At 67.2% G+C, this 13,608-nt stretch carries 13 protein-coding genes; 12 read left to right on the forward strand and 1 reads right to left on the reverse strand.

Going from position 1 to position 13,608, the window contains the following annotated elements; all coding sequences use genetic code 11:
• Positions 1-127 precede the first annotated feature (127 nt).
• Both ACWPOC_RS02335 and ACWPOC_RS02340 read left to right on the forward strand, forming a co-directional pair.
• Positions 128-1,780 carry a thiolase C-terminal domain-containing protein gene (locus tag ACWPOC_RS02335; RefSeq protein WP_455407935.1) on the forward strand — a complete coding sequence of 551 codons (1,653 nt, stop codon included), beginning with the start codon at positions 128-130 and terminating at the stop codon, positions 1,778-1,780.
• Positions 1,781-1,831: 51 nt separating this feature from the next.
• Positions 1,832-3,061: a CaiB/BaiF CoA transferase family protein gene (locus tag ACWPOC_RS02340; protein ID WP_085468688.1), complete on the forward strand. Its 1,230-nt coding sequence runs from the start codon at positions 1,832-1,834 to the stop codon at positions 3,059-3,061.
• Between the two features lie 49 nt (positions 3,062-3,110).
• Here ACWPOC_RS02340 and ACWPOC_RS02345 read toward each other — a convergent pair whose 3' ends face one another.
• The gene (locus ACWPOC_RS02345) at positions 3,111-3,797 is read right to left on the reverse strand and encodes a TetR/AcrR family transcriptional regulator (RefSeq protein ID WP_145709208.1); all 687 of its coding nucleotides are present in this window, start codon (positions 3,795-3,797) and stop codon (positions 3,111-3,113) included.
• Positions 3,798-4,026: 229 nt separating this feature from the next.
• On the opposite strand from ACWPOC_RS02345, the gene ACWPOC_RS02350 reads away from it, so the two are divergent.
• From ACWPOC_RS02350 to ACWPOC_RS02395, 10 genes are all read left to right on the forward strand, one after another.
• Positions 4,027-4,215, forward strand: a complete 189-nt coding sequence (locus tag ACWPOC_RS02350) for a ferredoxin (protein ID WP_145709209.1) — start codon at positions 4,027-4,029, stop codon at positions 4,213-4,215.
• Positions 4,216-4,312: 97 nt separating this feature from the next.
• Positions 4,313-5,173: a mycofactocin-coupled SDR family oxidoreductase gene (locus ACWPOC_RS02355; protein WP_085468690.1), complete on the forward strand. Its 861-nt coding sequence runs from the start codon at positions 4,313-4,315 to the stop codon at positions 5,171-5,173.
• A 37-nt stretch (positions 5,174-5,210) separates the two neighbouring features.
• A complete protein-coding gene (locus tag ACWPOC_RS02360) occupies positions 5,211-6,683 on the forward strand; it encodes an aldehyde dehydrogenase family protein (protein WP_085468691.1) in 1,473 nt (490 codons plus the stop codon).
• A 34-nt stretch (positions 6,684-6,717) separates the two neighbouring features.
• Positions 6,718-7,935, forward strand: coding sequence for a cytochrome P450 (locus ACWPOC_RS02365; RefSeq protein WP_085468692.1), 1,218 nt, complete (start codon positions 6,718-6,720; stop codon positions 7,933-7,935).
• A 55-nt stretch (positions 7,936-7,990) separates the two neighbouring features.
• Entirely contained in the window at positions 7,991-9,178 is a 1,188-nt protein-coding gene (locus tag ACWPOC_RS02370) for an amidohydrolase family protein (protein ID WP_085468693.1), read from the forward strand.
• A gap of 26 nt (positions 9,179-9,204) precedes the next feature.
• Positions 9,205-9,465: a hypothetical protein gene (locus ACWPOC_RS02375; protein ID WP_037189688.1), complete on the forward strand. Its 261-nt coding sequence runs from the start codon at positions 9,205-9,207 to the stop codon at positions 9,463-9,465.
• Positions 9,462-10,412, forward strand: a complete 951-nt coding sequence (locus ACWPOC_RS02380; protein ID WP_085468694.1) for a DUF7065 domain-containing protein — start codon at positions 9,462-9,464, stop codon at positions 10,410-10,412. The genes ACWPOC_RS02375 and ACWPOC_RS02380 overlap by 4 nt, the downstream gene beginning before the upstream one ends.
• Positions 10,413-10,468: 56 nt before the next feature.
• Complete coding sequence (locus ACWPOC_RS02385) at positions 10,469-11,215, forward strand: Clp protease N-terminal domain-containing protein (RefSeq protein WP_085468695.1); 747 nt, start codon at positions 10,469-10,471, stop codon at positions 11,213-11,215.
• A gap of 84 nt (positions 11,216-11,299) precedes the next feature.
• Complete coding sequence (locus ACWPOC_RS02390) at positions 11,300-11,956, forward strand: superoxide dismutase family protein (RefSeq protein WP_085468696.1); 657 nt, start codon at positions 11,300-11,302, stop codon at positions 11,954-11,956.
• A gap of 125 nt (positions 11,957-12,081) precedes the next feature.
• Positions 12,082-13,563, forward strand: a complete 1,482-nt coding sequence (locus ACWPOC_RS02395) for a carboxylesterase/lipase family protein (protein WP_085468697.1) — start codon at positions 12,082-12,084, stop codon at positions 13,561-13,563.
• Positions 13,564-13,608: the final 45 nt, after the last annotated feature.

A 13,608-nucleotide genomic window follows, 5' to 3' on the forward strand; every position in this document is an offset into this window, starting at 1 on the left:
ATGCGGTCTGGGTAGTGTTCGGCACGCTTTTCCACGAGCTTCGGAATGGATGGTGACGTGGGTCATGGTCGGTGCTAGCATCCGTCCCCAAGTTGTCTAACTTGGTGATCGGACACGGAGGATATCTGTGGGAGCGTCCCGAAGACCGTTGCCTCAACCCACCCTGACCACAGCGGGGTTCTGGGCCTCCGGCGCCGACGATGTCCTGAGGGTCGCACAGTGCGATGCCTGCGGAAAGCTCATGCATCCCACTGCGGTGCTGTGCTCGGAATGCGCATCGCGCGAGATCTCGCTGCAGCCCGTCTCGGGACGCGCCGTCGTCGTCGGCGTGACCGTCAACGCCCAGCCGTGGCTTCCGGATCTCCCACCGCCCTACGTCATCGCGATCGTCGCGCTGGAGGAGGACCCGAGCGTCCGGCTCACGACGAACATCGTCGGATGTGAACCGGGCGAGGTCGCGGTGGGCGACCGTGTGCGGGTCGTCTTCGAACAGGCCGCCGACGACATCTGGTTGCCGCTGTTCGAACCCGACCCCGAGGCCGGCGACGAGTCCGGCCCGCTGCCGGAACCCGAGGACGTGCGCGCGCATGTCCGGACCCCGGTCTCGAACGACAGGTTCGAGGACCGGGTCGCGATCACCGGTGTCGGCCAGTCCGCCGTCGGCCGACGCCTGATGGTGGATCCGCTGACCCTCACCGTCGACGCGTGCCTGCGGGCCGTGGAGGACGCCGGCCTCACGCCGGCCGACATCGACGGCCTGTCCACCTATCCCGGCGCGGCTCCCGGAGGCATCTCCGAGGGCGGCATCATGCCGGTCGAACAGGCTCTCCGCATCCGCCCGGTGTGGGTGAACGGCGGCGGCGACCTGCCGGGGCAGAACGGTTCGATCGTCGCGGCGATGCTCGCCGTCGCATCCGGTCTGTGCCGCCACGTGCTGTGCTTCCGCACCGTCTGGGAGTCGACGCACTCCGAACTGGTGAAGGCCGGGAAGTGGTCGGGCGGGGGCGGCAGGGCTTCGGGCATGCTCGAATTCCGGCACCCCTTCGGCGCGGTGTCCGCCGCCAACTGGATCGCGTGCCAGGCCTCGCACTACTTCCACCGCTACGGCGACGCCAAGGACGCCCTGGGCGCGATCGCCGTCACGGCCCGCGACCACGCATCGGCCAATCCCGAAGCGGTGTACCGGGATCCGATCACGATGGACGACTACCTCTCGGCCCGCGTCGTCTCGACCCCCTTCGGGCTGTACGACTGCGACGTGCCCGTCGACGGGGCCGTCGCCGTCGTCGTCTCCGCGATCGACGCCGCCGCGGATCTGCGGCACGAACCCGTGCTCGTCGAGGCCGTCGGTACCCAGATCACGGAGAACCTCTCCTGGGACCAGGGCACGCTCACACACCTCCCGCAGTCGCTCGGCCCGGCCGCACACCTGTGGAGTCGCACGGATCTGCGACCCGACGACGTCGACGTGGCCCTGCTGTACGACGGCTTCACGTTCAACGCGCTGTCGTGGCTCGAAGGTCTCGGTTTCTGCGAATTCGGTGGTGCCGCCGACTTCATCGACGGCGGCAAGGGCATCTCCGTCGACGGTGTGCTGCCCCTCAATCCGCACGGCGGTCAGCTGTCGGCCGGTCGCACCCACGGCTACGGCTTCGTCCGCGAGGCGGTGCTGCAGCTGAGGGGACAGGCCCCCGGGGTGCAGGTCGCCGACGCGAAGGTCGCCGTCGTGACCGCCGGTGGTGGCGTGCCGTCCGGCGCGATGCTCCTCCGGACCCGCTAGCGAAGAACATCCCGAACACCCCACCCGTACCCGACCAGGTCAGGAGTCGTCATGGACCGTCCCTTGGAGGGCATCCGCATTCTCGAGGTCGCACAGTTCACCTTCGTTCCCGCCGCCGGCGCCGTGCTCGCCGACTGGGGAGCCGACATCGTGAAGGTCGAGCACGCCGAGAACGGTGACGCCCAGCGCGGACTCGTCCGTGTGCTCGGGCTCGACGCGAGCAAGGCGGGATCGTCGTTCGCGCCGATCATGGAAGGACCCAACCGCAGCAAGCGAAGCATCGGAATCGACCTCGCCAACCCCGAGTCGCGACCGGTCCTCGAGGAGTTGATCCGGCGCAGCGACGTCTTCCTGACCAACTACCTCCCCGGACCGCGCGCGAAGCTCTCGATCACCCTCGAGGACGTCCGCGCCATCAACCCGAAGATCATCTACGTCACCGGAAGTGGTTTCGGTACCGAGGGTCCCGACGCCGACAAGGGTGCCTACGACGCCACGGCATTCTGGGCGCGCGGCGGAAGCGCCGACGGTGTCATGCCGCCGGATGCCGACCACATGGCGTTCATGCCGTCCGGCGCGTACGGAGACAACATCGGCGGCATGACCATCGCAGGCGGGATCGCCGCCGCGATCGCCGGCCGGGAACGCACGGGCCAGCCGTCGGAGGTCGACGTCTCGCTGCTCGCGGTGGGAGCCTGGGCCACCCAGTTCTCCGTCAACCTCTCGCTGTTCACCGGTGGTCCGCTGCCGAAGGTGCAGCGCAAGACCGCCGCGCCCGGCAATCCCCTCAGCGGCTCGTACCGCACTGGCGACGGACGCTGGCTGCAGTTCTCGATGCTCCAGCCCACGCGCTACTGGAACGAATTCGTCACCGCTCTCGGTCTCGAGCACCTCGTCGACGACGAGCGCTTCGCGTCGATGGAGGCGATCTTCCAGCACGCCGAGGAGATCGGCGGCTGGTTCGCCGACGCGATCGCGCAACGCGACTACGACGACTGGCTCGAGGTGTTCGCGTCCCTGACCGGGCAGTGGGCGCCGGTGCAGGACGGTTGGAATCTCGGGCACGACGAAGCGCTCGTGGCGAACGGGCGGATCGTGGAGGTGGTCGACGCCGACGGCAAGCCGCAGAAGCTCGTGGCGAGCCCGGTGAAGTTCGACAACGCGCCGGTGAAGATGACGCGGGCACCCCAGTTCGCCGAACACACCGACGACATCCTGCGCGAACTCGGGTTCGACGACGACAAGCTCATCGAACTCAAGATCGCCGGGGCCGTCACGTAATACGGTCCACGACCATCCCGTGACGTCAGGATCACCCTGTAGCGTCACGTCATTCGGTGGCGTCGTGCCTCAACCTGCGTGCCGCGTGGTTCGCGACGGCGAGCGCCTCGGTGGCCGCCTCGAGGGCCTTCTCGAGGTCCTCGCGTGCGGCATCGCCACCGTCCTCGGAGGGCTGAGGGCGTAGGGCGGGGACGACATATCTGCGGAAGCGCAGGCGTGCGGCCTCGTCGGAGCGCTTGGGGTCCTCGGCCGCGAGAAAGGTCTGCTCGATGAGGTATTCGAGCAATTCCTCCAGCGGGATGTCGGTGCGGATGAGTCCTGCCTCCTGTCCGGTGCGGAGCAGGGGCTCGGAGACCGCCGAGGTGACGGCGAGGATGTCGGGATGGCGCGCCGACGCCGAATGCTGAGCCATGAGAGCGACGATCACCGGGTCCTCGGGGAGTTCCCGGGCGTTGTAGGCCATCGTGTCTTCCATCTTGGCGAAGATGTCGCCGTGGCCGGCCGAGCGGTCGAGTGCGCGTTCGATATGACGCTCGGCGCGAAGCAGCCCTACCTGGACGATCATCTCCTGGGCCCCGCCGAGCTGCCGGAACGCCGTCGCTCGGGAGACACCTGCGCGTTCAGCGATCGCGGTCATGCTCACGGACACGGTGCCGCGGTGCCGGATCTCCTCGTCGGCGGCGCGGACGAGGCGCTCGCGCAAGCTCATCTCGTTGGTCGTCACGGACTCGTCCATCGGCACCACCTCACCCTAACGGTGGTCACTGCACGTCGTCGGGGGCACGCACACCGCGACATAGTAAACTTGGTAAAAAGTGTGATCCAGGTCTCGACTTACGCATCCGATGTTGCTACGGTGTGTCCAATGAGTCTCAGGCAGTGAGACCGATCGGGGGATTCGGTCTCACGATCTGCCGCGACCGTCAGTACTTCGTCTCTTTCGTCCACGTCGAAAGCAGGGCTTCATGAGACTTACGATCGACACCGCCAAATGCTCCGGCCACGCGCGCTGCTGGGAAGCCGCCCCCGAGGTCTTCGACATCGACGACAACGGATACGCCCTGCCGCTCGACCGCGAGGTCTCCGAATCCGTCGACGCCGCGGTGCGCGCCGGCGTCGCCGCTTGCCCAGAGCGGGCCATCACGCTCTCCTGAATTCTCGTTACCTATGTGAACAGTCTGCACGACAACCGATCTCGTCCGTTTCTTCACACCTCCCCTCCCACCGGATCCGAAGCAAAGGACACCCCTCATGGGCCGTTTGCAGGACAAAGTCGTCTTCGTCACCGGCGTCGCCCGCGGTCAGGGACGCACTCACGCAGTGCGTCTGGCTCGCGAAGGCGCGAAGATCATCGGCGTCGACCTCTGCGACAACATCAAGACCAACGCCTACCCCCTGGCGTCGCCGGAGGATCTCACCGAGACCACCCGCCTCGTCGAGGAGGCCGGCGGCACACTGCTCACCACCGTCGCCGACGTCCGCGACCGCCAGGCCCTGTTCGACGCCGTGCAGCGCGGTGCCGAGGAGTTCGGCCGGCTCGACGGCGTCGTGGCCCAGGCGGGTATCTGCCCCTTGGGAACCGACGATCCGCAGGCCTTCATGGACGCCTTCACCGTCGACTTCGTCGGTGTCGTCAACGCGGTCGAGGCCGGCCTTCCGCACCTCGCCGACGGCGGGTCGATCGTGGCCACCGGCAGTCTCGCGGCCCTGCTCCCCGGCGCCACCGACAATCCCACCAACGGCACGGGCGGACTCGGTTACTCCCTGGCCAAGCGGATGATCTCGTCGTTCGTCAACGACCTGTCGGTCGTGCTGGGACCGAAGAAGATTCGCGTCAACGCGGTACACCCCACGAACTGCAACACCGACATGCTCAACAGCGAGGTGATGTACCGGCAGTTCCGGCCCGATCTCGAGTCGCCCACCCTCGAGGACGCCCTGCCGGTCTTCCCCGTCATGAGCGTGATGAACGTGCCCTACGTCGAACCCGAGGACGTCACCGACACGGTGCTGTTCCTGCTCTCCGACGAGTCGCGGTACATCACGGGCATGCAGATGCGCGTCGATGCCGGCGGCTACGTGCGCAATCGTCCCGCCACCCCGGCCTTCTGAACTGCGCACGCAGTTCCTGCCCAGTACGGAGAATCCTGTGACACACGACTTTTCCCGGCTGTTCATCGACGGTGCCTGGGTCGACAGCGACGGCGGCGAGATCCTCGACGTCCACAATCCCGCGAACGGCGAACTCGTCGGCCGCGCCCCGCAGGCCACCGTCTCCGACGTCCGCCGGGCGATCGCCGCCGCCCGGCGCGCGTTCGACGAGGGACCATGGCCGCTCATGACCCCGCACGAACGCGCCCAGGTGATGCTGCGCATGGCCGACGCCCTCGACAAGCGCCGCGCCGAACTGGTCGACCTGAGCATCGCCGAGGCCGGTTCCACCCGGGCACTCGCCGAATACCTGCAGGTGGGTATTCCACTGCAGCACTTCCGCGACATGGCCGAACGCATCCTGCCGTCCTTCGATTTCGAGAAGCCCGTGCTCCCGACCATCGGACAGGGCATCGGGCAGGGCGTCGTGCTGCGCGAACCCGCCGGTGTCGCGGCCCTGATCTCGGCGTACAACTTCCCGCTCTTCCTCAACATCATGAAGGTCGCGCCCGCGCTCGCCGCCGGATGCACCGCGGTCCTCAAGCCGGCACCCACGACGCCTCTCGAGGCGCTGATCCTCGGCACGATCGCCGAGGAGGCCGGGCTCCCGCCGGGCGTGCTCAACATCGTCACCGGCGACACCGAGGCCGGCCGCGAACTCACCACCAGCCGCGACGTCGACCTGGTGAGCTTCACCGGCTCCGACACGGTGGGCCGCGCGGTCTACGAACAGGCCGCCCCCACCCTGAAGAAGGTCGTCCTCGAACTCGGCGGCAAGTCGGCCAACATCATCTGCGAGGACGCCGACCTGGCGAAGGTCGCCGAATCGGTGATCGGCAACATGGTCACCCACTCCGGGCAGGGATGCTCGCTGTTCACCCGCACTCTCGTGCACCGTTCCCGCTACGACGAACTCGTCGCCTACGTGACCGCGGGACTGGGGACCATCACGGTCGGCGACCCCGCAGATCCGAGTGTCATGATGGGTCCGCTCATCAGCGAGGCGCAGCGCACCAAGGTCGAGAAGCTCATCGCCCGCGGGGTCGAGGAAGGCGCGAAGATCGCTTTCGGTGGAGGTCGCCCCGCCGGACTCGACAAGGGTTACTTCGTCGAACCGACCCTGTTCGTCGACGTCGACAACTCGATGGACATCGCGCAGAAGGAGTTCTTCGGCCCGGTCGGTGTCATCATCCCGTTCGACGACGACGATCACGCCGTCCGTCTCGCCAACGAGAGCGAATTCGGCCTCGGGGGAAGCATATTCGCCGCCGACCCGGCGCGCGCCTACGGCATCGCCAAGCGCATCCGCACCGGTTTCGTGTCGATCAACGGAGGCGGTGGGGGAGTGACCCCGCACGTTCCGTTCGGTGGCTACAAGCAGTCGGGACTCGGACGCGAATGGGGCGCAGCCGGACTCGACGAGTACCTGGAAACCAAGGCCGTCACATGGAGCGCCGCCAGCGGCGGCTGAACCCCCTCACACTTTCTCTTCGTAAGGATCTGACATGACCCGAGCCGAATCCGACCGAGCCACCACCTCCGGTTGCCCCGTCCACAACTTCAACTACACCGAGCTGCAGAAGGCCGGCACGTGGTTCGAGAAGTACGACGAGCTGCGCAGCGAATCCGCCGTCTACCGGAACGAATTCGGTCCGGGTTTCTACTCGGTGGTGAATTACGAGGGCATCCTCGACCTGCTCCAGCGGCCCGACACCTTCTCGAACAGCGTCGTCACCCCGCTCGACCCGAACCCGGCCTTCAAGTGGATCCCGGAGATGCTCGACGGCGACGAGCACCACCAGTGGCGACGGCAGCTCGGCCCACTGTTCTCACCCAAGTGGGTGGAGTCGCTCGAACCACACATCCGTGAGTGTGCAGCGGGACTGGCCGACGAGATCGCGTCGCGGTCGGACAACCAGGTGGACTTCATGCGCGAGTTCGCGCAGGTCTTCCCCGCGACGATCTTCCTCGAACTCATGGGCATGCCGGTCGAGGAACTCGACCAGTTCATGGAGTGGGAACACGCGATCCTGCACGCCACCGCGGACGATCTCGAAGCCCACGGGGAGCGTCAGTTCGCGGCCATGCAGGCCGTGATGGGACGGTTCGCCTCGATCATCGCCGAGCGGCGTGCCGAACCCAAGGACGACATCATCAGCAAGGCACTGACCTTCGAGATCGACGGTGAGCCCGTCAAGGACGAGGATCTGCTCTCCTTCTGCCTCCTGATGTTCATGGCCGGACTCGACACGGTGGCCGCGACCCTGGGATGGGCGTTCTATCACCTGGCGTCGCATCCGGAGGATCGTGCGCGCATCGTCGAGGATCCGTCGATCATCCCCAGTGCGGTCGAGGAGTTCCTCCGCGCCTACGCGATCGTCGTTCCGGCCCGGAAGGTTATGCACGACACCGAACTCCAGGGTGTGCAGCTGAAGGCCGGCGACATGGTGAACTTTCCGCTGAGCGGCGCGACCCGCGACGAGGAGGCCTTCGACGGCGCTGCGGAGGTCGACATCGAACGTTCACCGAACAACCACATCGCCTTCGGTGCGGGTCCGCATCGCTGCCTCGGCTCCCACCTCGCGCGACGTGAACTGCGTATCGCTCTGGAGGAGTGGCACAAGCGGATTCCGGAGTACCGCCTCGTTCCGGGTGTCGAGCTCACCGAGACCGGCGGTCAGCTCGGTCTCACCTCGCTGCCGATCGAATGGGACCGGGCCTGAGTTCGCCGGCCGCGAGCTCCCCGCACGGCGATCCCCGCACATCCAGGAGGACGTAATGCCATTGCAGGACCACATGCACCTGATCTCCACCGACGATCACCTGATCGAGCACCCGGCGTTGTGGTCGGACCGGTTGCCGTCGAAGTTCCTCGAAGCCGGCCCGAAGATCGTCGAGAAAGAACTGCCGAAGGCCATCCACGTCGGCGACGGCGACCGCGCGCTCGACGCCGCGACCAAGATCGCGCAGGTGTGGGAGTACGAGGGACGTATCTACCCGTACATCGGCCTCAACGCCGTGGCGGGCAAGAAGCCCGAGGAGTACGGCGTCGAACCCACGCGGTACGACGAGATGCTGCCGGGCTGCTACGACCCGAAGGCCCGTGTGCAGGACATGGACATCGACGGTGTGCAGGCCACCCTGTCGTTCCCGTCCTTCCCCCGGTTCGCCGGCACCGTCTTCCTCGAGGGGCAGGACAAGGATTTGGCCCTGCTCTGCGTGCAGGCGTGGAACGACTACATTCTCGACGAATGGTGCCCCACCGCACCCGATCGCCTGGTCCCGCTGACGATCCTGCCGCTGTGGTCGGTGGAGGAGGCCGTCAAGGAGGTGCACCGCACCGCCGCGAAGGGTTCGCGCGCCATCTCGTTCGTGGAGAACCCCGTCCCGCTCGGTCTGCCGTCCTTCCACACCGATCACTGGGACCCGCTGTTCTCGGCGGTGGAGGAGACCGGCCAGCCGCTGTGTGTGCACTTCGGCACGTCGGGTCAGGCACCGATCACCGCTCCCGAAGCACCGATGGCGGTGATGATCGCACTCTTCGGCTGCAACTCGATGTACGCGACCGCCGACCTGCTGTTCTCGCCGGTCTTCCACAAGCATCCGCGCCTGAAGTTCATGCTCTCCGAGGGTGGCATCGGCTGGGTGCCCTACATGCTCGAGCGGATGGACCAGACCTGGCAGAAGCACCGCTACTACCAGAACATCAATCAGAGCGTCCGGCCGTCGGAGTTGTTCGCCAAGCATATCTACGGCTGCTTCATCGACGACCAGTTCGGTGTCGACAACCGCGCGGCCGTGGGCATCGACAACATCACCTGGGAGGGTGACTACCCGCACTCCGACTCGAACTGGCCCAACAGTCGCAAGGTGGTCCAGGAGCAGATGCGCCTGGTGCCCGACGAGGACGTCCATAAGATCGTCGAACTCAACGCGCGGGGGCTGTTCAATTTTCCGCGTGCGTGATCCGGCCCGACGAGAGGGAATCCGACATGGAGGAACCGATCACGCAGATCCCGGAGGACGACTGGGCCGATCAGGATCTGCTGACCCGCGATCTGGCGGGATCTCTCCTCGACGAGGAGATCGAGGCCGAACGCGAACGTCTCGCGAGGCTCGACCGAGGTGAAGGGGGAGACGACATCGTGATGTCGCGGGAAGACATGGAGCGCAGACTCGCCGCGATGATCGCCGTGCGCGATCGCGTGCGCGGCGAGGGCCGGCCGGCTCCGTTGAGAGGACTTCCGGAATGACGGATTCCACTGTTGCCGAAGAATTCACGACGGACGGTGGATTCACGGCGGAGGACGACGGTCTGCATCCCGTCTCCGACAACTTCTACGAGACGGAGACCTTCTGGTTCTCGTTCTTCGTGCCGGAGCGCAACATCGGTGCCTGGGTGTACGTGAGCGTCCGGGCCAACGCCGGCACGACCGGTGGGGGATTGTGGTTGTGGGACCACACCGGTAGCGAACCGTGGAATGTTCCCTTCTTCGAGGGGTTCTCGCATCTCAAGCCACCGAAGTTCGAGGACGGTGTGCTGACGAGCCCCACGGGAGCGACGATCACGGTCGTGCAGCCGGGGATGGAGTACTCGGTCCGCTACGACGATCGCGACCGCATCACCGCCGACCTGCACTTCGTCGGGCTCGAGCGGCCGGTGCCGCTCCGCAGCGGGTCACCGCCGTATCCGTCGGCGTCGCACTACGACCAGACCGGACGCGTCACCGGCACCGTCGTGCTCGACGGCGAACGCATCGACGTCGACTGCTACGCGATGCGCGACCGTTCGTGGGGGCCGCGGACCGAACGTGGCTACCGCCGTGTGGGTTACACATGGCTGGCCGATCCGCAGCTCACCCTCCTCACCTATTCGGCACCCACCGACGACAGCGACGACATCCACTCCGGGTATGTGCGCCGGGGAGAGGACGTCGTCGCGGTGCGCGGCGGGCACCGGAAGGCCGGCCGCGATCCCGAGCGAGGATGGATCGAGTCGCTGGATCTGACCGCGGTCGACGAGAGCGGTGCCGAGATCACCGTGAGCGGTCGCGCTCGGAGCCGCCTGATCCTGCCGGGATCGACGAACATCTGCATCAACACGTTGCTCGAGTTCGACGTGGACGGCCGCATCGTCTACGGCGAGGACCAGGACGTCTGGCCGATCAAGGAGTTCCGGGCAGCGGTACGTCCCGGCTGACGATCGGTCGTCAACCCAGGGTTGACGGGTTCCATGCGTCAACTTAGAGTTGACGCATGGAACCCATTCGTCCTTCCCATCCCATCCGGCTCGACGACCTCATCGACGCGATCAAGAAGGTCCACGATGATCCACTCGAACAGCTCTCCGATGCCGTCATCGCGGCCGACCACCTCGGCGAGGTCGCCGATCACCTGATCGGACACTTCGTCGACCAGGCCCGACGTTCCGGCAAGTCGTGGTCGGAGATCGGCCAGAGCATGGGCGTGTCCAAGCAGGCAGCCCAGAAACGGTTCGTGTCGAAGAGCGACAACGACCTCGACCCCGAGCAGGGGTTCTCGCGATTCACCCCGCGCGCACAGAACACCGTGATGGCGTCGATGAACGAAGCACGTGCCACGGGAAGCCGCGAGATCACGCCCGTCCATCTGATCCTCGGTCTGCTCGTCGACACCGAGTCGCTCGCCGCCCGCGCACTCGCGGCCCAGGACGTCGACTTCGCGGCGCTGCGCTCGGCCGCCGTGGCGACGCTCCCCGAACCGACGAGCGACGTCCCCGAACTCGTCCCGTACGACGCGGGTGCCCGCAAGGCCCTCGAGCTGACCTTCCGCGAAGCCCTGCGACTCGGGCACAACTACATCGGCACCGAGCACATCCTCCTCGCGCTCCTCGAACTCGAGAACGGCGACGGCGTGCTCTCGGCGGCCGGCGTGAACAAGAGCGCCGTGGAGAAGAAGGTCGCGGAGGATCTCGCCGCGATCGTCGAGGCCCAGCAGGCCGAGGACGGCAAGACCGGGTCGTAGGACCGGCGGGACCTGCGCGCCCGTGGCGCGGGCACGTTCCTGCGGCCAGGTTCGCCGACGGCCCCCTCGGGGTACGTCGAAGTCATGAACACACGCCACGCATGTCTCGTCGCGGGCTTCTCCGTCGCCACGCTCGTGGCCGCCGGGTGCAGCAGCGACGACTCGTCGACCGATACCGAGACCACCGTCGAGACCCCGCCCACTTCGCTCACGACCACCACCACCGATTCCATGCCCACGCCGCTGCCCGGAATGAGTGGCGACGCCTTCGGGCTCCCGAACGAGGGAGGCGACGACGACAACGCCTTCACCTACGACGAAGCGGCCGTGCCGGTCGGGGCGACCTTCGACGTCGAATCCGAAGAGGAGAACGGCCGGACCACCGTGACCCTCAGGGTGATGGGTCTGCAACCCGATCGGGACTTCGGGGCGCACGTCCACACGCAGCGGTGCGGGCCGAACCCGCCCGATTCGGGGCCGCACTACCAGAATCAGGTCGACCCGGCGGCGAACCCCGACTCGCCGTCCACCGATCCCGCCTACGCCAATCCGCAGAACGAGATCTGGCTCGACATCACCACCGACGCGCAGGGCAACGCCGAGGCGTCCACGACCGTCGATTGGGAGTTCCGCGACGACGAGGCCAACTCGGTGGTGCTCCACGCCCAGCACACCATGACCGCACCGGGTGAGGCAGGACAGGCCGGCGACCGGCTCGCCTGCATCGACGAGGACTTCTGACCCGGACGACCCGACGGTCCGGTGGGTGAGCGCCACCCGCCGGACCGTTCTCGTGCCGTGAATCGGGCTCGGGCGAACGACTTCCGTGCCATGCTGACGCCGGAACCGGTGAAGGAGGAGCGTGGATGGAACCCGTCGTCGACACCACCGGCGGACGAGTACGCGGTACGACCGTCGGCGGCACGGCCGTCTTCAAGGGCATCCCGTACGCCGCCGCGCCTTTCGGTGAGCTCAGATTCGCAGCGCCCGGACCTGTCCCCCGATGGGACGGCGTGCGCCCCGCGACCGAGTTCGGTCCCACCGCCCCGAAGGCGCCGTACGCCCCACCGATCGATCAGCTTCTGCACGAACCGTCGATCCCGGGCGAGGACGTCCTCGGACTCAACGTGTGGAGTCCCGACCTCTCCGGCTCGCTGCCCGTGATCGTGTGGATCCACGGTGGCGCGTTCGTGCACGGCAGCAGCGCGGTGGCGCTGTACGACGGTGCGAACTTCGCACGCGATGGCGTCGTCTTCGTCAGCATCAACTACCGACTCGGCGCAGAGGGATTCGCGCTCCTCGACGACGCTCCGGCGAACCGCGGTCTCCTCGATCAGGTCGCCGCCCTCGAATGGGTCCGCGACAACATCGCGGCCTTCGGCGGTGATCCGGATCGCGTGACGATCGCCGGTGAATCCGCGGGGGCGATGAGTGTGGTCTCGCTGCTGGCGATGCCCGCCGCGCGCGGGCTGTTCCGTCGCGCGATCGCCCAGAGCGGCGCCGGACATTCGGTGATGTCGGCCGGCACCGCGCGGACGGTCGCCGGCGCCCTGAGCGACATGCTCGGCGTCGCCCCGACCCGCGCGGCCTTCGCCGGGATCGAGCCGAAGGTGCTCGTCGACGCACAGGAACGTCTCACGGCCCGGATCCGCGGTGAGCGCGACCCGGCGACATGGGGTGAGATCGCCACCGATTCGATGGCCTTCGAACCGTGCGTGGACGGGACCGTGCTCCCGGGCCGGCCGATCGACCTCGTGGGGAAGGGCGCGGGATCCGACGTCGATGTGCTCATCGGCCACAACGACGACGAGATGACGCTGTTCTTCGTGCCTCTCGGGGTCGACGGACTGCTCGACGAGGCCGCTGCGCGCGGACTCGCCGCCGCCTACGGCCTCACCGATCCGGAGGCGTTCGACGCCTACCGTCGCGCCCGGCCCGATGCTCGTCCCGGTGAGGTGGCCATGCACATCGTGCGCGACTGGATGTACCGCATCCCGGTGCTCCGCGTCGCGGAGGCGCGTGCCGCACACGACGCCGAAACCCATGTCTACCGGTTCGATTGGAAGTCGCCGCTGTTCGACGGCCGGCTCGGCGCGACCCACGCGCTCGACATCGGTTTCGTGTTCGACAATCTCCATCTCCCTCAGGCCGCGGCGCTCGCGGGTTCCGCACCTCCGCAGGAGCTGGCGACGCGGATGCACCGGGCGTGGGTGGACTTCGCGACCACGGGTTCGCCGGGATGGCCGCCCTACGGGGACGAACGCACCGAGATGCTCTTCGGCGACACGTGTACGACCGCCGACGACCACGAGGCCGATCTGCGGACGCTGTGGGACGGAATTCGCTGACCGAGTTTGATCTTTGTTCCCACGGGTAGTCGTGGGGAAGACGTG

Source organism: Rhodococcus sp. 5G237 (assembly GCF_053764735.1).